This window comes from Chryseolinea sp. T2, assembly GCF_037203685.1.
Classification (GTDB): domain Bacteria; phylum Bacteroidota; class Bacteroidia; order Cytophagales; family Cyclobacteriaceae; genus Chryseolinea.
In genome coordinates this window covers 16,831-36,496 of record NZ_JBBCAU010000001.1, presented here as the reverse complement: position 1 = coordinate 36,496, position 19,666 = coordinate 16,831, and the positions used below count along the sequence as shown (strand labels likewise).

Here is a 19,666-nt window from a genome sequence, read left to right as displayed (position 1 = left end):
CACCCTTTCCTTAGAAAGATTCATCATGAAAAGAAGAGAGATTGTTAAACAATTATCCACGATTCCATTCGCGGGCGGATTGATTTCTGCTGCGGCAGCAACTCAGGCAGCGGCTAACGGTTTACCCCTATCGACACCGTTGGATAAAAAGCCTGTTGCCACCGGTTCAATATATGACTCGATCGGCGTCGATCCCATCATCAACTGTCGTGGCACATTCACCATCATTGGTGGATCTGTAGAACGACCGGAAGTTGTGAATGCCATGAAGGCGGCTTCGGGCTATTTCGTTCAGTATGACGAACTCGCTTACGGTGTGGGCAAGCGACTGGCAGAGTTAACAGGCGCTGAATGGGGCATGGTGAGTTCCGGATGCGCGGCCGGGCTGAAGCACGTAACTGCCGCTTGTGTAACTGATGGTAATCCGGAGAAGCTGATAAGAATTCCAAACCTGACAGGATTTACCAAAACGGAAGTAATCATACCGAAGCATAGCCGAAATGTTTACGATCACGCACTGCGTAATATCGGCGTGACGATCATTACTGTTGATTCCGCCGAGGAGCTGAAGGCTGCTATCAATTCCCGAACGGCGCTGATCTATTTGATGGCAAGTGAAGAAACGATGCCAGGTCAGCCATTGTCTACTGAGGTGATCGCACAGATCGCGAAACCCCACAATATTCCCATTCTTATCGATGCAGCTGCAGAGGTACTGACTATTCCTAACGTTCACCTCGCGCATGGCGCTACCGTTGTCGCATACAGCGGCGGCAAAGCCATCTGCGGTCCGCAGTGTGCTGGTTTGCTTCTGGGCAAAAAAGATCTGCTGATGTCTGCCTGGCAGGCAAGCTCACCTCACCACGGACCCGGCCGCGACAACAAAGTCGGCAAGGAAGAAATGATGGGAATGCTGGCAGGTGTTGAAGCGTGGACAAAACGCGATCATGCTGCAGAATGGAAGGTGTGGCTTTCTTATCTGGATACGATCAGCAAGGAAGTGACAAAGGTTGCCGGCGTTACTACGAAGGTTTTTGAACCTACAGAATTATCGAATAAGTCCCCAGTGCTGAACGTATCATGGGAAGTGAACAAGTTTAACATCACCGGCGAAGAGGTAGCGGAACTGTTCGCCAGAACAAAACCGCGCGTTGCTATCGGAGGACGTACCGAGGGGGATGTAACTTCGCTGAGTATCACCACAGGTCAGATGCAGCCAGGTAATGATAAAGTAGTGGCACAGCGTATCGTTGCTGTATTGTCCGAGAAGAGGCCCGCAAAAGATGACACTATGCCTGCGCCTGGCGGTAACGTTGCCGGACTTTGGGATGTGACCATGGAGTTTTTCTCTGGTACAAGCAATCATCAGTTCAGAATCGAGCAGGATGGCAACTGGCTTCAGGGCCTGCACATTTCCGACTTTTCCAACAACGAACTGGTTGGCATGATCGAAGGCAACGAGATCAAGATAAGAACGAACTATCGCGCTGCAGGTGACGGCATCACTTATCTGTTCTCAGGTCAATTGAATAACGGAGAGTTCAGCGGGTCGGTCTACATGGGCGAATACCAGACAGCTAAGTTCAAGGCACGTAAGCGCGTCTACAAGCTTGCCCGGAAACGAATCGTGATCCCCGGCGGACCACCACTCGCGACCTAACGAGTAAGCAAAACGAAAAGTCAACTTCAGTAAAAGGCTGCTTCAGAAATGGCTGCTGTTTTCCAACATTGACGGGGGCAATCACTGCATCTTGATTTGTTAAGTAGACAAGACTAAAGACTTAGAACTAAATACCCAACTAAGGACTCAGGACTAAGGACTCAAGACTGACTCGCATGTTAAGAATCATAACCACATTCCTGTTTCTCTTCGCCGCCGCGCACTGTCCCGCCCAGGACTTCGACCTCCTTATCAAAGGAGGACATGTTGTGGACCCGGCCAACAACATCGACGGTCCAATGGACGTTGGCGTTAAGGACGGAAAGATCAGCAAGGTTGCATCTGACATTCCATCTACCGCATCTAAGAGGGTGGTCGATGCAAAGGGACTCTATGTAACTCCTGGTCTCATCGATATGCACGTCCACGTGTTTATAGGCAATGATCTCGGCGCATACATCGCAGACGGACAAACCAGTGTACAGCCGGATGGATTTACCTTCAGATCCGGTGTAACCACCGTTGTTGATGCCGGATCTTCGGGATGGCGCAACTTCCGGAAGTTCAAGGAACAAACCATTGACAGGTCTCAAACACGCGTGTTGGCGCTTCTCAACATCGTGGGCAACGGTATGGTTGGGCGCTTTGAAGAGCAGGACGTAAGTGACATGAATCCTGTCATGACGGCAAACATGATCACTCAAATGTATCCTGATATTCTTGTCGGAATCAAGTCAGCGCACTACTGGGGAGACTTCACGCAGGTTGATAAAGCAGTTGAAGCAGGTAAACTCGCGAAGGTTCCCGTCATGGTAGACTTCGGTGAACACGATCCTCCGAATTCGATTGAAGCCCTGTTCATGCAGCACCTCCGCCCCGGAGATATCTTCACGCATACCTATTCCCACGGTCCGGCTAAGCGCGAGACGATTGTCGACGACAAAGGAAAAGTAAAGCCGTTTGTATTCAGTGCCCGCAAGCGCGGGATCCTGTTTGACGTGGGGCATGGTGGTGGTGCTTTCTCCTGGAAGCAAGCTGTTCCCGCTTTACAGCAGGGATTTGCACCCGACGTGATCAGCACTGATTTGCATACACAAAGCATGAATGCGGGGATGAAGGATCTGCCAAATGTGATGTCGAAGTTCCTCGCTCTGGGTATGCCTTTGAAAGATGTGATACAACGCTGCACCGTAAATCCCGCCCGCGTCATCAGCAGGCCGGCATTGGGTACGCTCACCGTAGGCAGCGATGCCGACATTGCTGTATTCAATTTGCGAAAAGGCGACTTCGGATTCCTGGATGTATCGGGCACTAAAGTGAAAGGTTCACAAAAACTCGAGGCCGAGCTTACCGTACGCGCTGGTAAAGTCGTTTGGGACCTTAACGGTATTGCTGCCGCTGCTTTTCAGCCTTCGAATTGAGCATTCGATAGTCAGCGGCAACGATGTCGACATTCTTAAATCTTATATCATGCGGCAACGGCTGATACTTTCACTGATTCTGATTTCAATCGTGCGCTTTACAGTCGCGCAGGAATTTGACACGATCATAAAGAATGGGCACGTAGTTGATCCGGCGAATAATGTAAACGCTGCTCGTGACGTCGCCATAGCCAACGGCAAGATTGCCCTCATTGCAAAAGACATTTCATCAGATCGCGGCAAGAACGTGATCGATGCATCGGGTTTGATCGTTTGCCCTGGTTTCATCGATATCCACACGCACGTATTTGTGGGAAGTAATCCTGGCGTGTTCGCCGATGGTGTCTACAGCCTTTCACCTGATGATTTTACATTTAAGAGCGGTGTTACTACAGTGGTTGATGCCGGAACTTCAGGCGCTCAGTCTTTTCACAAGTTTAAAGAGCAGGTGATCGATCAATCCAGGACTCGAATTCTTGCCTGGCTTAATATCGCATCGCCCGGCATGATCGGCAATCCTGGCCAGGAAGACGTCGCCTCAATGGATGTTAACGCCGCTGTTGATGTCGCGAAAACCTTCAGTCAGCACATCGTTGGAATTAAGATCGGACACTATGAAAAATCCGATTGGGTGCCGTTTGAAAGAGCCCTCCAGGCAGCTAGTCAGGCCGTTGTGCCGCTCTTTGTGGAATGCCATTTGCCAAAGTATAGCCTGCAGGATCAGCTCGCTAAGATGCGCGCCGGAGATATCATCACTCACAGCTTTGAGAAGGTTGACGAACGTACACCCATCACAGACGAGCAGGGTAATGTTCGCGACTACGTACTTGCTGCGCAAAAAAGAGGTGTTCTCTTCGACCTCGGTCATGGAGGGGCAGGCTTTTGGTTCAGCGAAGCCATTCCAGCAATGAAGCAGGGCTTAACGCCTTTCACATTTGGAACAGATCTCCATCGCTTCAGTATGAATGCCGGCATGAAAGACATGACTAATGTGATGTCAAAGTTTATAGCGCTTGGAATGAGTCGTGACGATGTGATCAGGCGAGCAACTGCAAACGCAGCAAAGGCTATTCATCGCAGCGATCTCGGAAACCTGAGCGTCGGCTCTGTTGCTGACGTTGTTATCATTAGAGAAGTGGAGGGTGACTACGGTTTCGTTGATGCCGGCGGAAACAGGATCATGGGTGATCGCAAGTTGATTGCCGAGGCCACTATAAGAGAGGGAAAGGTAGTTTGGGACCTGAATGGGCTTACAGCAAAACCCTTCGTCAAATCACGATAGTTTCGTTGGGCAGTCAGATAAGCCTGGCCCTGTTCATAGCCGCATGAACTTATTCATACTTGCTGGCGAGTATATGCCCCGTTGTGTGATCGAAATACTCCGACAACCAATAGTGCGGATCATTAATCTCCCGAAACTCAATCTGCTGCATATAATATCGTCCCTTGAATGGCGCTCTCAGAAAAACAACAATGCCGTTATCCGTTGGCCATCCTTCACCCGTCTCGGCAATGGTGTTTCCGAGTTTAAGCTCGGCATCGAGTATTCCTTTTAATGCTTTACTAAATCGCTCAAGATGAATTTGCGAAATCATGTTGTTGTGCCCAGCTTCAATGTCCGGGCCGATTTGGGGCACAATGCGAATATCTATCTCCTGTCGCTTTATGCTTTCTGGAATCATTAATAAGGCGACGGACTTACACTTGTCCATCCGCCGTCAATCACCAGCGACTGCCCTGTTATGTGTCCCGCTCCCGGTGAAACAAGGAACAAGGCAGCGTGTGCAATGTCCTTCGTAGTCGCCGGCTTACCAATGGGAGTTATGCGCGACCACGTCTCTTCATAATTTTTATCAGCAAGCGTTCTCTCAGTTGCTGTTGCTCCAGGGGCAATAGCGTTGACCGTGATGCCGTAAGGAGCGAGTTCGAGTACCAGCGTCTTGGCTAGCATCTCCAGAGCTGCTTTGCTCATACCATAGGCCGCGAGGTTCTTATGCGCCTGGTGCCCGGTCACTGAAGACATAAACAGAATTCTTCCTCCGCTGTTTTGGTCCCTCATCTGAAGTGCCGCCACCTGGGCAAGAAAGAAGCTACCTCCCACGTTCAGGTCCAGTACTTTCATAAGATCTTCCTTCTTATAGTCAAGGAACTCACCGTACAAAGTGATACCTGCATTCGCGATTGCTATATCAAGCTTCCCAAACTGCTTCACTGCCTCGGCAACCATCTCGCGGATAAAGTCAACATCAGAGGCATCGCCAGCGTACGGTATGCATTTTCCTCCTTCCCGCTGAATGATTCCCGCTGCTTCTTCCGCCAATGATTTTTGAACATCGTTCAATACCACGGATGCACCCTGTTCTGCCAGCGACCGGCAGATTTCAAGGCCGATGCCCTGGCCCGCTCCAGTTACAATAGCCACACGGTTGTGAAATGCTTGTCCGTTTCTTTCCATTAGTCAAATGCTCTTTTGAAATAAATTCTCCTTGAAACCAGCATGCACGAATCTCAACCAAGGATGGCTGAGTTATTAATCCATGCTTCCGGAATTCCTTTAAAACATCAATGCGAGTCTCGTGACACCTCACTGCCCGATCCGCCACGCAGATAAACCATGTCAGCACCCAAATGAGCCTGTTCCACCTGTTGCTGATACAGACTTACGTACCCACGATCGTAGATCTTGTGCTTGGGCTTCCACTCCTTGCGACGCTTTGTCAGTTCTTCTTCACTCACGTTCAATGTCAGCTTCCGGTTCGGGACGTCAAGGGTTATCGTATCCCCGGATCTTATAACAGCAAAGTTTCCGCCCAACGCCGCCTCAGGTGAGGCATGCAGGATCACTGTACCGAAGCCGGTGCCGCTCATTCGTCCATCAGATATTCGGATCATATCGTGAATTCCTCTCGTGAGAAGCTTCTTGGGCAACGATATGTTGCCTACTTCTGGCATGCCTGGATAACCGACAGGCCCTACATTCTTCAGTACCAGTATGCAAGTCTCATCAACGTCCAGGTCTGGATCGTCTACGCGCTTCTTGTAGTCATCAATGTCCTCAAAAACAACAGCCTTGCCAGTATGACTCAACAGCTTAGGGTCGGCAGCCGATGGCTTCATCACCGCGCCGTTCTCGCACATGTTTCCGGTGAGGATCACAACCCCCGAAAGAGGATTAAATGGTTCTTCAACTGTCGAGATAATATCGCGATCGTAGCACGTCGCCTTTTCGTAATTCTCCCTGATGGATTTTCCATTTGCAGTGATTGCGTTGCCATGCAGAAAACGATCTATTTCCTTCATCACAGCAGGTAATCCACCAGCATAGTACAGGTCTTCCATGAAGTGTTTACCCGAAGGCTGGATGTTGGCAACAACGGGAACGAGTGCCGAAAGTTTGTCGAAGTCTTTCAACTCTAACGGAACACCTATACGTCCAGCAATGGCAAGAAGGTGGATTATAAAGTTCGTCGAACCACCAATAGCTGAATTGGTAATGATTGAATTTTCAAAAGCCTCGCGGGTAAGAATGTCTGACATGCGCAGATTCTCCTTGACCATTTCTACGATGCGTATCCCCGACATCTGCGCCAGTACCTTTCTCCTTGCATCAGCTGCCGGAATAGCGGCATTATCAGGAAGCGTCAACCCAAGCGACTCCACCATGGCAGCCATCGTGGATGCGGTACCCATCACGGCGCAATGCCCACGGCTGCGGGCCATGCACGCTTCAGATATCGTAAGGTCTTCCTGCGACATTTCTCCTGCACGAACGGCATCATTAAAACGCCAGATGTCGCTGGTACCGATGTCTCTTCCCTGAAACTTACCCGCCAGCATCGGTCCGCCCGATACTACTATGGTAGGAAGGTTCACACTACATGCACCCATTACGAGTGAAGGTGTCGTCTTATCGCATCCGCACATCAGCACAACCCCATCAACGGGATTGGCTCTTATTGATTCTTCCACATCCATGCTGGCCAGGTTCCTGTACAGCATTGCCGTGGGTTTGATGAGCGTTTCACCCAATGACATTACCGGGAATTCGACGGGAAGGCCACCCGCCTCCGATACGCCACGCTTGATTGATTCTGCCAGCTCTCTGAAGTGAGCGTTGCAGGGTGTTAACTCAGACCAGGTGTTGCAAATGCCAATCACAGGCTTGCCTCTGAATTCATAGTCGGGGATACCCTGGTTCTTCATCCACGCGCGATAGATGAACCCGTCCTTACCGGTCTTTCCAAACCATCCCTGGCTGCGCAATTTCTCTTTCATAGGTGTTTTATAATTCGATCAACAATTTTCCATTATCTCTATTGTATCAAGCGCCTCTGCGAGCGAACAAGGATTCTTGCCCTTGCCTCTGAAGTAATCGGCTACTTGTTGAATCATCGGTTGCTGAATGTTCACGGGAAATGTAAAGCTCTCCGTCGTCGTATCTTCTCCCTTCGTAATTTCAATCGATGCACTGGTAAAGCTTGTGAAAAAGGGAAACGTCACCGATCCTTTATCACCAATGATCCGACAACTGTCATGTCGTTGCGACTGACTCACATTAAATGACCACAGCCCCTGGAAGAACACATTATCGCGAAGCACCATGGACAACGATGTTACATCAGGCGCATCGTAAAATACTCCCTGCTTAACCGAAGTACCCTTGAATGACAGTGGCTTTCCGAATATCCAATAGATGATGTCGAGCTGGTGGGGAGCCAGGTCAAAGAACAATCCCCCTCCCGAAACGCCGGGATCCACCCGCCAGTTTTCATTAGCGCTGGTCGGCTTGGCCGGGTGAAGCAGGTTCAGCTGGACCAGCGTTGGCCTTCCAATAGCCCCTTCGTTAATCAGTTGCTTCACGCGACGAAAAAGATCCAGCCCCCGCCGGTAATGAGCAACAGACGACGGTTGTCCCATAGATTCGGATGCCTCCAGCATGCGTCGGCAGGATGCACTGTTGAGCGCTATCGGCTTTTCGATATACACGGGCTTCCCCGCCTTCATCGCTTCCAAAGCGTAAGCCTCATGAGAGGAAGGTGGCGTTGCAATGTAAACCGCGTTCACACCGGGATCGTTGATCAATGCCGAGGCATCGCCGTATGACTTATCAACATGATGGCGTTGTGCAAAATCGGCAGCCTTATCAGCATCGCGCCGCATAACGGCAACCAATGATGAATTGTCTATTTTGGAAAATGCAGGACCGCTCTTTACCTCACAAACATCGCCGCAGCCGATAATGCCCCAACGCAGGGGGCCGTCAATGAAACGCATGCCGACAAGTTATAAAATATATCTAAACGAAGGACCGATCATTCGATTGCAAGGCTGCCATAGCCATTAATTTTTTGAGCGGTAACTGTCAGATATAAATAGATACATTGTTAGCTTAGGCACTATGAACGCCATATTCAAGAAACTCAACTTCAAAGATCAGTCCGCCGCCGTCATTGTTAACGCGCCACAAAGTTTCAATGCCGACATGAATGAGATGAAAGCTCTTACTAAAGTGGCCACGTCCATACCATCCGGAGAGATCAGCTTTTTCCTGGCATTTGTCACAAAGCAAAATGAGGTCGATTCGCTGGTTGAAAAGGTTATACCGTTGATGGCTGAGGACGGGCTGTTCTGGTTTGCCTATCCCAAAGGTTCATCAAAAAAATACAAGTGCGAATTCAACCGCGACTCAGGATGGGCCAAACTTGGCAAGCACGACTACGAACCAGTACGAATGGTTGCTATCGACGAAGACTGGAGTGCCCTGCGCTTCCGCCATGTCGATAATATCAAGGTGATGACCCGAAGCAGAACACTAAGCGATGCAGGTACTAAGAAGGCTGCTCCACCAAAGAAGACAGTAGCAAAAAAGAGCGCTTCAAAGGGTCCTAAAAAGAAGGCTAAATAGTTTGTCGTTGGTACTTGTGCGGCTAAATGCCTCAGGTGACTTGAAGCAAAATTGATTACATCTTCATTCGCTTTTCTTCCCTGATCATTTCCCCGTATCCCTTCTTCTGACTCAGGGCATTTACCGACATAACGATCCTCTTCGTTTTCGTTTCAACAGTTTTGGCGCTCTCGATCCACTTGCTGAAGTATTGCTGATGCGACATCGGCAGTGACTTGAAAAATTCAAAGGCACCTGGCTCGTCAGCCAGCGACGCCATCAGGTCCTTCGATAGTTCGATCTTTCGCTTATCCACATCGAGGACCAGCGTAACCTTGTCTCCACTTTCTTTACCTATTGCCCTCCGCATGGTGCCATTAACAGGCAGCATGAAGGACCCATCACCCATTGGTAAAACAGAAGTCTTATTGAGCGCATAGCTGTCGATCGAGCCTTTGACCCGAAATCCCAGTCGGGAACCAGCAACCAGCTTCTTTGCATTGGCAGCAGAAATGATGATATATGACCAGCCGGTCTTTTCCCTGCTGCGGTCATCGCGTTTGATTGTGGTGGTGAACGTTACCATGGTGCCGACAATATAGTTGCCTCAAAGGAAACTTTCTCTCTGAAAGTCTTGTATATACAATTGTTGAAACTACTTAGCTATGTCACTTGAGCAGGATATCAAACAGGAAAAGTTTGCTGACGAGCATGAAAAGGCGGTAATCAACATTTTGTTTACTGCCAGTTGGCTCTACAACCGGAATGCGTCACGGCTTAGGGTGCACGACATTACCCCTGAGCAGTACAATGTCTTGAGGATCTTACGGGGAAGTCACCCCCGCGCGTTAATGCTGGCGGACGTTACCTCCCGCATGATTGACAAAAGCAGCAATGCTACCCGCCTGGTGGAGAAACTACGTCAGAAGGGATTGTTGCGTCGTGAGATTTGTGAAAGCAATCGCCGCCAGGTCGACATCATGATCACCGATCAGGGGCTCGAGCTTTTGAAGCGTATCGATGAGGAAGCCGCCGTGTGGTTAGAGTCGCTCAGGATCATTTCCAAAGATGAGGCGAAAGAACTAAACAGAATCCTTGACAAGCTTCGCGATTGACAATCTGATCCAGGCTCCGTGACTGCAGACCGATTGACCACTATGGCCTTGTCTACAACGGTTCAGACTTTTTTCCTGACCATATTTTGGTAGGAAATCTGGATCGGTGCAACCCTTTGTGGTATCTTTTTCGTACACATACGGCAAGCAATTTCGCCGGCATGGTTGCACGGCATTGGTATGCTCAGGAACACGTTACCCGTTGCACTTAGAAACCTCCTTCGAAACAAAACAGTCGCTCTTATTCAGGTTGGTGGCTTTGCATTAGGCCTTGCTGCTTTCCTCTTTTCGATCAAGACGGTATTGTTTGAATACAGCTTCGACAACTTTCATGCTGGAGCTGACCAGCTGTTTTTTGTCTCTACCACTGTTAAAGGCCTCAAGGGAGGCGCAGAAGATCAGTTCGTATCGACCATGCCCGCCCTGATTTACAGAATAAAATCGTCGGTGCCGGATGTTGAATATGTATCCCGCTACTTCGATCAGGGCAATCGCGAACCATATTGCATTGTTAGCTATACGCCGAAGAGCGGTCCTCAAAAATCTTACAATGAGCCCGGCGCCCGTTACGTAGACGAAGAGTTTCTCAATGTCTTTGATTTTCCTCTGCTCCAGGGTGATCGTAACCGCGCCTTATCAACAACGACATCGATGGTAATGACGAAGTCATTGGCGAGGAAGTATTTCGGAGACGAAAATCCGCTGGGTAAAGTTGTGCAGATCAGGACTGGCGGGACGGAGACCAGACAAACACAATTCAACTATCAGGTCACAGGCATCATCGATGATGTTCCGGAAAATTCAACGCTCCGGTTCGACATGCTTCTTCCATTCAGAAACTTCGAGGACAACTATTTACAGGACATCAGGAACATCTGGTACTGGCCGGGGTTCTTTACGTTCATGAAAACCAATCATGCAGTGAGCCGCGACTCCCTTGAATCAAAGGTACTTCGCACCGTTCCCGCCGAGGCGAACAAACAGCTCGCAGATGGTCAACGATTGGAACTAAAAGTTCAACCAATCAATGAACTTCATTTTGAATCGGGAAGGATAGACAGCAATGCGCCCTCGATACAAACCAACCCTGTTGGCTATACGCTGATGATTGGACTCATCGGGATGTCTATTCTTGCCGTGGCAGCCATCAACTACATCAATCTGACAACAGCCAAAACTTTCAACAGAGTTAAAGAAGTGGGTGTTCGAAGGATCATGGGTGCTTCAGCATGGAACCTCGCACGCCAATACCTGCTCGATGCATCGCTGATTCATGCTGCCGGCTTCGTGGTTGCACTTATAATCCTGCTGTTAGCGCGACCGTTGATCATTGCTCTGACAGGCAAATATGTCCCTTTCCTTTTATGGACTCCGGGCCAGGTAATATTGATCGCTTTTGCTTTGCTGGCAAGTGTCCTTGTGAATGGACTTATTCCTTTAACCACACTGGCAAAGCTGCATTCGGTTAAAGCATTGAGAGGCTATTCGGTTAAATTTTCCGACGGTGCGTTCATGAGAAAGGCACTCGTCGTACTTCAATTCGTTGTGTCCGTTACACTGATCATCTTCAGCTTCACGGTTTTTCTGCAGATAAAACATTTGCAATTGCGCGAAAGAGGATTTGAGTCCGATCATCGGATTCAGATCAGGAACATTGGGACCGACGATCCGGACTTTACGAAGTTTCGCGCGTTTCGCGAAAAGGTGCTGAACAATAAACAGGTTATAAACGTGACCGGTGCGATGGCTATCCCGGGGAAATTTGCTGAGCTCACTACCTCCGAATACACGAACCTTGAAAGACCTGATGAACGGGTCCGTCTCTGTCAGAATGTGGTCGACTGGGATTACGCATCAACCATGGGGATTGAATTAGTGGCGGGTCGCGAGTTTACGCGCGAACGAACCACTGGTGAGAAGGTAGTGATGATCAACGAAACTTCCGTGAAAGCCTTTGGATTCCAGAGCGCCGACGATGCTGTCGATAAACCAATTAATTTCGTTTGGAGAGGCTCGGAAGGTGACATGACCTTGAAAATTATCGGCGTCGTAAGAGACGTTAACAACACTAATCTTCCGGGCTCTTCTGTGTTACCTGGCATCTTGATGTACGCCAACACCGCGTGGCCCTATGGTACTTACAACTATGTGATCGTTCATCTTGCTCCGGGCAACATCTCGCAAAGCGTTGCTGCTCTCGAGAAAGAATGGAAGAGTATGTTTCCTGGCACCCCATTCGAATACACGTTTCAGGACATTGTTTTTCAACGAATTTTTGAACGCGACGAAAGGATCCGATCCATTGCAGGCTTGTCGACATTGCTTTCGATCTTCATTGCCTGCATGGGACTTGCTGGCCTTATGTCGTTTTCACTTCATCAGCGGGTCAAAGAAATCGGTATCCGTAAAGTACTGGGTGCAACAATCAGCCAGATCCTCGTGTTGTTGTCCAGCGACTTCGTGCGACTCATCATTTTGTCGATTGCCCTGGCCGTACCGTTAGGATGGATCATTGCAAAGCAGTTCCTGAATAGTTATCAGTATAGAATTGAACTTTCGTACTGGATGTTTGTAATCCCCTGCATCATCCTGTTATTCATAGCCGTGGCGACAATCAGCCATCAGACTATTCGTGCCGCCAGAGGCAATCCGGTTGATGCTCTCAGGCACGAGTAAGCCGCCAATGTTCATGGCAATTCAAATGAAGCTCGGAGTTTCAAATACTAATCGTTCTTCAGAGTCTCTGCAGGTGTCGCCGCGTTCAGGCGACCCAATTGCGTAGCAACCGTAACGACAACCGTAGAGATCATCAGGCTGCCCGTTAGAACAAATGGCCACGCAGGAATCGGAATCTCTTCCGGATAAGCTGCCTTGATCATTTGGCTCACCATCTGCCACCCTAACGGAGCAGCTATCACGAAGGCAGTAATGACAATCCACGCGTAGTCACGATTCATCTCTTTGAGGATGTGAAGCATGGATGCACCAAAGACCTTTCGAATACTGAATTCTTTCAATCTCCTGGTGAGGTTATAAGACATTAATCCATACAATCCCATGATTGCCAGTGCCAGCGCCACGATCGATATCGTCATCATGATCTTGTTGTTGCCGCTGTTGGAATTGAAGAACTGCTGGAATACATCATCCTGAAACTTTCCTTCATAGGGATCATCAGGTGCCAGTTTATTCCACGCAGATCTCAGCTCGTCGGACACCTCATTGAGATGGCCTGCTTCAACATGTGCAGCGAGATACTTGTAGCGCTCTTCTGTTCCGATGTGAATGAACACAGGTTCCACTGCAGTATAGAATTCCTGGAAGTTGAAGTCTTTTGCTACACCAATGATGTACCACTTCTGACCGTCGAAATCAAAAGTCTTACCCAATGGATCTGACCAGTTCATCTTCCTGGCAAAAGCTTCATTGATAATTACGGATTCCTTCTTGTCGGATGCGATATTCTCATCAAATGAACGACCTCGAACAATCTTTACGTCCATCGTTTCCAGGTATCGGAATCCAACCTCGAAGCGATTGACGGCCACCTGGTCTTCTCCGATATTGATCGTGGTAATGTGATTCGTCATTCCGATATGACTTTCTGCACCTGCATATGCAATGACGTGCTTGTTCGATGCAAGCTTTCGTTCCACTTCCCGAAACTGCGCAAGGTTTGACACGGGCGTGTAAAGGTGGCCGTTGTGCTGATAACCCCAATCTTTCGATTCAAAATGCTTGCTGCTGTTGATGAACACAAAGCTTGCCACGATGATAGAGAAAGAAATCACAAACTGAAGGGTGAGCATGAACTTGCTCAGCATGCTCTTTGAACCAAACTTCTCGCGTCCACGCATGATCGTAACGGCATTAAATGAAGAGACATACAAGGCAGGATATGCTCCCGAAATGATGGCCACCATCAGAATGACACCAACAAAAAAGGTGATCATGGTAGCGGGCGAGGAGAAAGCGAATGGTATGTGAATTGGAAACAGTGTATTGAAACCAGGCAGAAGAATGAAGGCCGATATTATTGTTCCGGCCAGCGTTGCTATCGCGCAGAACACTACGTTCTCGATCATGAATTGCCAGATGATCTGTCTGCGCCCACCACCTACGACTTTACGGATTCCAATTTCTTTCAAACGTGTAGATACCGACGCGACGGCAACGTTCATATAATTAATACATGCCAGGAGCACCAGGAATGATGCAATGATGCCCAATCCGATCATGGCTGCTGGCATGTTGCTCCACGACAAGGCAAACTTGATATCGAAACTGCGCTCGGCAACTTCTTCCATGGGGATGAATGTTACAGATTCAATCTGAAACTTATCGTTGGCTTCATGCTGCGTCTTCTTCAAGGCTTCCACCACCGTGTTGAGCTCGTTCGGAAAACGCCCTTCCTTTAGCACGACAAATGTAGCAGCGGCCCAGGTGCGCCACTGAATTACCTTTGAAGGCTCCACGTGCTGTTCCCACTGCTTCATGGGTATCAACACACCAAAGTGCATGCTCGACTGGTCAGGTATCGTGTTTACAACGGCGCCTATCTTATACGTTACTTTGTCGTCGTTGCTGTACTTGATCTGAATGTCTTCGTTCACCACGTCTTCGCGGCCGAAGTATTTCTGTGCTACCTCCTTCGTTATGGCAATGGAAGTGGGGTCGTGCAACGCATTCTCCTGTCCATGAATTACTTTATAACTGAAGGCATCGAAGAACTCAGGATCTGTAAACCAAACTTGTTCATTGAAGACAGTGTTGCCCCGGCGCATACTGAATGAGTGACGCTGAACCCGTACTACGGATTCGACTGCAGAGTGTGCCTCCTGCAATGCAGGTCCGATGAGATAGGGTGAACGCGTCCAATGCTCTACGATGCCACCCGACTTCATATCATTCATGACCAGGTACAGGCGATCGCCCTTTGCATGAAACTTGTCTCTGTTATAATAGGAGTCGAGCAGAAGAAATATGGTAATGCCACATCCCAATGCGAGAGACAGCCCTATGATATTGATGGAAGATTGAAACTGATTACGTCGGATATTTCGAATTGTTGAAGTAACGTAGCTCTTCAACATGGCGGGTGAGAGGGTAGCGGAGCTCATATGGTGTTTGCGTTTCCTGATGTTGCGTGGTCTGAAGAAGCGTATCACATTCCAAACGAACTGCAACCTCGCGAGGCGCGGTGAGTGATCAGCGGAACGCTCATACAATTCCAGCAGATCTCCCTGAGTTTCTTCAAGAATATCCGGACGGCAATACCACTCAAGAAACCGGTTTGCCCAGCCTGGGGGTTGTGGCGTTACGGCCATTGAAATTGAAACGCTACTTTCGGAATGCGATTGAACAACTGGTTTCGGACTTCATTAGCCTCCTCAAGGGCCTTACTTCCTGCAGCAGTCAGTGTGAATATTCTCTTGCGTCTTCCTCCACGGGCCGTTGTCGGGTCGCTCATGGAAGAGCGAACAAAGCCCTTTTCCTCAAGTCGTGTCAGCACGGCATGCACAGCACTGATGTTGAGCTGGCGCCCTGTGTTCTTCACCACTTCATCCATCACAGCCACCCCATAGGCATCCGGATACAATATGCCAACGGTGAGAAGTATCAGTTCTTCGAGTTCTCCGAGATTTGATCCTTTCATATCTGTATCTGTTTCTACAAACGTGAAAGTAATTGATATGTTTCATCTTTGTAGCATAAAAAGAGGCTTTTCTGATTAAATTTCGATACTAATGTATTTACAACTGTTGTACTGAACTTTAAGTGTCGAATTCACATTGTAGGAGTAGTATTTAGTCCTGAGTCCTGAGTCCTTAGTAAAGGCAAGGATGGTCAGCATAATACTCTGGTCCTTCCCAACTCAAATTTGTCTTCAAATCTTAAGTACTAAGGACCCCACAGGACTCAGGACTAACTACTCAGGACTAACTATTCAGGACTACTTTAACTTCGATCAAGTCATGAAAAACAGAAAAGTAAACCAGCTTCTCTACGCTCACGAAACCATGATGGGGGATATGCCGATAAGACAACCCTTTCCAACAGAAAAGGTTGAGCAGATAGATCCCTTTCTCTTGCTTCACCACGCCAATGTAGAAGCAGACAAATATGTTGACCCTGACGATGCTGGTGTAGGACCGCATCCGCATCGCGGATTTTCTCCCGTGACATTCATATTCCAGGGGGGTGTTCATCACCGCGACAGCAGAGGCAACGATAGCGTGGTATATGCAGGTGGTGCGCAATGGATGAACGCGGGCCGGGGTATAGTTCACAGTGAAAGACCACCTCACGATATCCATGAGATAGGCGGACGTCAGGAGATAATTCAGTTGTGGATCAACTCGCCAGCGGCGAACAAGACGGATCAGCCAGCATACTATCCGCTGCAGGCCAGCGATGTTCCCACGAAGGTACTCGATGATGGCCGGGTTGTACTGAAGGTTGTTTCAGGAAATGTTCTTGATACAGTAGGAGGAATCGCCGCAAGACCCGAAGTGAATGCTGCAACTATCACCATTGGCAAAGGCGGTTCGGTTCAAATCCCGCTGCCATCAAACCATAATGTTTTCATCTATCTGCTCGACGGAAAATTGAACGTCGACGGGTTTGGAATAGTAGAGGCACATCACGTCGTATTGTTTAACAATGATGGAGACGGAATTTCATTCAGCGGACTCGAAGACACGCGCATACTGCTCGTATCAGCAGAACCACTGAATGAAGAAGTGGTCTCGCACGGCCCGTTCGTAATGAATAGTCAAACCCAGATCCTGGAAGCAATGCGCGATTATCAAATGGGCAGGATGGGGATACTTATAGAAGAGTGAGAAACTGGAGGAATTAAGAATTAATTCTTAATTCCTACCCTAACTTTGAAGAGCAACATGGAAAAGTCAGATCAATTCGAGCATCCGATAAACGACCTCATCAGGAACCGGAAGAGCACTCGTTCATTTTCGGAGCAACCTATAGAACCCGAACGCATCGCCTCGTTGTTCGAAGCAACAAGGTGGGCGCCCTCCAGCACAAACGAGCAGCCATGGGTATTCATATACGCGACTCGTGACCAGCCGGAATTATGGAATCAACTGTTTTCCTGCTTGAACGAAGGCAACCAGATATGGGCAAAGGATGCACCCTTGCTCATACTGAGCCTGGCGCGCAAGAACTTTTCGAGATTCTCAGGTACCAACAGTTATGCAATGTACGATCTCGGCGGTGCCAACTCCTTTCTTTCTCTGCAGGCCGTCGAACTTGGATTACAGGTGAGACAAATGGCGGGCTTTCATAAACAAAGAACCATTGATCTTCTGAACATCCCCGACCAATATGAGATTGGTGTATTCATCGCCGTAGGATATCCGGGAGATCCACAATCACTTCCGGAAAAACTTAAGCATCGGGAGCTTGCCCCACGCGAACGATTCTTGCAACAGGAGTTTGTCATGAATGGACCGTTTCCCCCTCAACCGGAAGGCTAAGCGTCAAGCGCCATCCGTTTCAGACTTCAGGAATGCTCTCACAAATTGTTGAAGGTATGCTGCCTTGTCCTTTGTATAACTCAAGACGGAACGGCAACCAGCGCTGACTCTTCAGCTAACGGGATCGTGAAACTAACAGTAGTCCCTTTGCCTGGCGTACTCTGAATCTTAAGTTCACCGCCATTGCGTTTTACAAACTCCTTGCAAAGCAGCAGGCCAAGGCCCGTTCCCTTTTCTTCATGGGTACCGACCTTTGTAAAATGATGAGGCCTGTCTTGTAACATCTCTGTCTCCTCGGTGGTCATGCCAATGCCATGGTCTTCGATCTGTATAATACAGTGCGAAGCGGTTGTGGATGTTATCACTCTTATCGAACTGTTCTGCTTTGAGAACTTGATCGCGTTGTGAACAAGATTTCTGAGGATCAATTGTACCTGATTAAGATCGGCCATCACCTTTGTCGGCAACGAACCATTCGTTTCGAAAGTGAGATGCTTGCGTTCGGCAACCTCACTCATCAGGTTGCAAACCTCTTCGATCACTGCTGACACATCAAAGCTTCTGGACTCTGTCTTAATGCCATCCATCTGACTCAAAGACCAGTTCAAAAGGTTCTCAAGCGTGCGCTGCGTTACGTTGAGGTTAGTCTTCAGCTTTTGTGAAATGCTGATGAACTCATCTGCAGTCATGGCCTTAGTGGTAAGCAAACTGAGCAACGCATGGAGATTTGAAATCGGCCCGCGGAGGTCGTGACTGATCACGGAGAACAGCTTCGATTTAAGCTGGTTCAATTCAAACAACTTCTCGGCTTGCGCCTGCATCTCTTCCTTCTGCTGCTCGATAGCAAGATTCCGGGACTTGAGGTCCTTGTTCGCACGCTTCTGAATCAGGCGCAGTTGCCATAAAACGAAGATCAGTGCGAGCAATAGAACGATGCCGATCGATAGCGCTATCGTTATAAGTTGTTGACGTCCCTTGGATTGCTCAAGTGCAAGTATTGCCTTGTCCTTTTCCTGCAACTGATAGGCCGACTGCATCTCAACATACTTCCCTATACTTTCGGAATTATAAAGACTGTCTTTCAGAGAGGCCTCGAGCTTGAATTCGGAAACTGCTGAGTCGGTTTTGTGCTGTCGTGTAAAAATCAGCGCCTGCAGGTGATGTGCTTTAATGAGATTGCCAAGTCCTCCGAGTTCATTTAACAGTGAAAGTGACTTCTTCAGCAACGCATTGCTTCTTTCAAACTTCTGGAGTTTGTAAGCATTAACAGCAGCCTGATAGTACTGAATGCCCAGTCCACGTTTATTTCCAACGAGGCTGTCGAGATAGATGGCCTTATTGTTAAACGATTCGCTGACACCAAACTCGCCCAGTGCGCAGTAGGCCTTTGCCTTTCGGCCATATAAGACACTTGCGTCAAGCGTATCTCCGTTTGATTCGTAGATAGCAAGACCTTTGTCGGCTATTTCGATGGAGCCGCGATAGTCTTTTCGTTCCATCATCAACATCGACCTTTCGCGATATACGCCTGCCTGTAATGATGACGATTTTGTTCTGACTGCCAGCGCTTCTGCCTGATTGAGAAATTCGCTCGCTTCCTGATAATTCTTCAGTTCCGTTAGTGTTCTGGCCAGGGAAAGTAATACTTCACCCTTTAAATCATTGTAAGGAGAGTCCTCCAGTAAACGAAGTGCGTTGAAGCCAGATTCTGCGCTGGAACCTAAACGGCCTTTTGCCCAATGTGCTTTTGCCATCAGGTAGTATGCATTTGCCTGAAAATAGGTACTCCTGCTTTCAATTGCCGCTTCAAGCAACTGCCTTGCTTCAAAGAGTGACGTGTCTGGTGTTGAGAGATAATTTTGAATTGCAAAGTCAGCTTTACGGCTCAGCGCAAGGCTGTCGAACTTTTGTGCGGAAGCGCCAATCGGGACGGAAAGCAAGGCAATCAGCACAAAGAAAACGCGGTTCGACATCATGCCAAATAGATACTAATTCAACTTAGTTTCAAGTTGAAAAAAAGTGAAAATAATACGTCTGTCGCCACTTTTGTGAACCGTCGTTTTTCAGTTCAGACGGTGGTAAACGTA

16 protein-coding genes are annotated in these 19,666 nt (G+C 48.5%); 8 read left to right on the top strand and 8 right to left on the bottom strand.

Annotation, left to right across the window (positions count from 1 at the left end; all coding sequences use genetic code 11):
- The first annotated feature begins 25 nt into the window (after positions 1-25).
- The 3 genes from WBG78_RS00165 to WBG78_RS00155 all read left to right on the top strand — a co-directional run bounded on the left by WBG78_RS00165 (position 26) and on the right by WBG78_RS00155 (position 4,363).
- The gene (locus WBG78_RS00165; RefSeq protein ID WP_337324333.1) at positions 26-1,660 is read left to right on the top strand and encodes an aminotransferase class V-fold PLP-dependent enzyme; all 1,635 of its coding nucleotides are present in this window, start codon (positions 26-28) and stop codon (positions 1,658-1,660) included.
- A 176-nt stretch (positions 1,661-1,836) separates the two neighbouring features.
- Complete coding sequence (locus WBG78_RS00160; RefSeq protein WP_337324332.1) at positions 1,837-3,081, top strand: amidohydrolase/deacetylase family metallohydrolase; 1,245 nt, start codon at positions 1,837-1,839, stop codon at positions 3,079-3,081.
- Positions 3,082-3,130: 49 nt separating this feature from the next.
- Positions 3,131-4,363, top strand: a complete 1,233-nt coding sequence (locus WBG78_RS00155) for an amidohydrolase/deacetylase family metallohydrolase (RefSeq protein WP_337324331.1) — start codon at positions 3,131-3,133, stop codon at positions 4,361-4,363.
- 49 nt (positions 4,364-4,412) lie between these two features.
- On the opposite strand, the gene WBG78_RS00150 is transcribed toward WBG78_RS00155, so the two are convergent.
- The 4 genes from WBG78_RS00150 to WBG78_RS00135 form a co-directional block, all read right to left on the bottom strand.
- Positions 4,413-4,676 (bottom strand): hypothetical protein, encoded by a 264-nt coding sequence (locus WBG78_RS00150; RefSeq protein ID WP_337324330.1) that lies wholly within the window; start codon positions 4,674-4,676, stop codon positions 4,413-4,415.
- 86 nt (positions 4,677-4,762) lie between these two features.
- Positions 4,763-5,536 (bottom strand): SDR family NAD(P)-dependent oxidoreductase, encoded by a 774-nt coding sequence (locus WBG78_RS00145; RefSeq protein WP_337324329.1) that lies wholly within the window; start codon positions 5,534-5,536, stop codon positions 4,763-4,765.
- Positions 5,537-5,643: 107 nt separating this feature from the next.
- On the bottom strand, positions 5,644-7,356 hold the full coding sequence (locus WBG78_RS00140; protein WP_337324328.1) for an IlvD/Edd family dehydratase: 1,713 nt from the start codon (positions 7,354-7,356) through the stop codon (positions 5,644-5,646).
- 18 nt (positions 7,357-7,374) lie between these two features.
- Entirely contained in the window at positions 7,375-8,355 is a 981-nt protein-coding gene (locus WBG78_RS00135; protein WP_337324327.1) for a Gfo/Idh/MocA family protein, read from the bottom strand.
- 124 nt (positions 8,356-8,479) lie between these two features.
- On the opposite strand from WBG78_RS00135, the gene WBG78_RS00130 reads away from it, so the two are divergent.
- Positions 8,480-8,986 carry a hypothetical protein gene (locus WBG78_RS00130; protein ID WP_337324326.1) on the top strand — a complete coding sequence of 169 codons (507 nt, stop codon included), beginning with the start codon at positions 8,480-8,482 and terminating at the stop codon, positions 8,984-8,986.
- A 55-nt stretch (positions 8,987-9,041) separates the two neighbouring features.
- On the opposite strand, the gene WBG78_RS00125 is transcribed toward WBG78_RS00130, so the two are convergent.
- On the bottom strand, positions 9,042-9,551 hold the full coding sequence (locus WBG78_RS00125) for a YdeI/OmpD-associated family protein (protein ID WP_337324325.1): 510 nt from the start codon (positions 9,549-9,551) through the stop codon (positions 9,042-9,044).
- A gap of 79 nt (positions 9,552-9,630) precedes the next feature.
- On the opposite strand from WBG78_RS00125, the gene WBG78_RS00120 reads away from it, so the two are divergent.
- The gene (locus tag WBG78_RS00120; RefSeq protein ID WP_337324324.1) at positions 9,631-10,080 is read left to right on the top strand and encodes a MarR family winged helix-turn-helix transcriptional regulator; all 450 of its coding nucleotides are present in this window, start codon (positions 9,631-9,633) and stop codon (positions 10,078-10,080) included.
- Between the two features lie 180 nt (positions 10,081-10,260).
- Complete coding sequence (locus WBG78_RS00115) at positions 10,261-12,756, top strand: ABC transporter permease (protein ID WP_337324323.1); 2,496 nt, start codon at positions 10,261-10,263, stop codon at positions 12,754-12,756.
- 47 nt (positions 12,757-12,803) lie between these two features.
- On the opposite strand, the gene WBG78_RS00110 is transcribed toward WBG78_RS00115, so the two are convergent.
- Both WBG78_RS00110 and WBG78_RS00105 read right to left on the bottom strand, forming a co-directional pair.
- Positions 12,804-15,407, bottom strand: coding sequence for an FtsX-like permease family protein (locus WBG78_RS00110; RefSeq protein ID WP_337324322.1), 2,604 nt, complete (start codon positions 15,405-15,407; stop codon positions 12,804-12,806).
- Entirely contained in the window at positions 15,398-15,736 is a 339-nt protein-coding gene (locus tag WBG78_RS00105) for a PadR family transcriptional regulator (protein ID WP_337324321.1), read from the bottom strand. The genes WBG78_RS00110 and WBG78_RS00105 overlap by 10 nt, the downstream gene beginning before the upstream one ends.
- A 319-nt stretch (positions 15,737-16,055) precedes the next feature.
- Between WBG78_RS00105 and WBG78_RS00100 the strand changes: the two genes are divergently transcribed.
- Both WBG78_RS00100 and WBG78_RS00095 read left to right on the top strand, forming a co-directional pair.
- Entirely contained in the window at positions 16,056-16,925 is an 870-nt protein-coding gene (locus WBG78_RS00100) for a pirin family protein (protein WP_337324320.1), read from the top strand.
- Between the two features lie 57 nt (positions 16,926-16,982).
- Complete coding sequence (locus WBG78_RS00095) at positions 16,983-17,579, top strand: nitroreductase family protein (protein ID WP_337324319.1); 597 nt, start codon at positions 16,983-16,985, stop codon at positions 17,577-17,579.
- A gap of 80 nt (positions 17,580-17,659) precedes the next feature.
- Here WBG78_RS00095 and WBG78_RS00090 read toward each other — a convergent pair whose 3' ends face one another.
- Positions 17,660-19,555, bottom strand: coding sequence for a tetratricopeptide repeat-containing sensor histidine kinase (locus WBG78_RS00090; RefSeq protein WP_337324318.1), 1,896 nt, complete (start codon positions 19,553-19,555; stop codon positions 17,660-17,662).
- Positions 19,556-19,666: the final 111 nt, after the last annotated feature.

Coding starts and splice junctions, on each gene's coding strand:
- WBG78_RS00165 (WP_337324333.1), top strand. CDS start 26: ATGAAAAGAAGAGAGATTGTTAAACAATTATCCACGATTCCATTCGCG.
- WBG78_RS00160 (WP_337324332.1), top strand. CDS start 1,837: ATGTTAAGAATCATAACCACATTCCTGTTTCTCTTCGCCGCCGCGCAC.
- WBG78_RS00155 (WP_337324331.1), top strand. CDS start 3,131: ATGCGGCAACGGCTGATACTTTCACTGATTCTGATTTCAATCGTGCGC.
- WBG78_RS00150 (WP_337324330.1), bottom strand. CDS start 4,676: ATGATTTCGCAAATTCATCTTGAGCGATTTAGTAAAGCATTAAAAGGA.
- WBG78_RS00145 (WP_337324329.1), bottom strand. CDS start 5,536: ATGGAAAGAAACGGACAAGCATTTCACAACCGTGTGGCTATTGTAACT.
- WBG78_RS00140 (WP_337324328.1), bottom strand. CDS start 7,356: ATGAAAGAGAAATTGCGCAGCCAGGGATGGTTTGGAAAGACCGGTAAG.
- WBG78_RS00135 (WP_337324327.1), bottom strand. CDS start 8,355: ATGCGTTTCATTGACGGCCCCCTGCGTTGGGGCATTATCGGCTGCGGC.
- WBG78_RS00130 (WP_337324326.1), top strand. CDS start 8,480: ATGAACGCCATATTCAAGAAACTCAACTTCAAAGATCAGTCCGCCGCC.
- WBG78_RS00125 (WP_337324325.1), bottom strand. CDS start 9,551: ATGGTAACGTTCACCACCACAATCAAACGCGATGACCGCAGCAGGGAA.
- WBG78_RS00120 (WP_337324324.1), top strand. CDS start 9,631: ATGTCACTTGAGCAGGATATCAAACAGGAAAAGTTTGCTGACGAGCAT.
- WBG78_RS00115 (WP_337324323.1), top strand. CDS start 10,261: ATGCTCAGGAACACGTTACCCGTTGCACTTAGAAACCTCCTTCGAAAC.
- WBG78_RS00110 (WP_337324322.1), bottom strand. CDS start 15,407: ATGGCCGTAACGCCACAACCCCCAGGCTGGGCAAACCGGTTTCTTGAG.
- WBG78_RS00105 (WP_337324321.1), bottom strand. CDS start 15,736: ATGAAAGGATCAAATCTCGGAGAACTCGAAGAACTGATACTTCTCACC.
- WBG78_RS00100 (WP_337324320.1), top strand. CDS start 16,056: ATGAAAAACAGAAAAGTAAACCAGCTTCTCTACGCTCACGAAACCATG.
- WBG78_RS00095 (WP_337324319.1), top strand. CDS start 16,983: ATGGAAAAGTCAGATCAATTCGAGCATCCGATAAACGACCTCATCAGG.
- WBG78_RS00090 (WP_337324318.1), bottom strand. CDS start 19,555: ATGATGTCGAACCGCGTTTTCTTTGTGCTGATTGCCTTGCTTTCCGTC.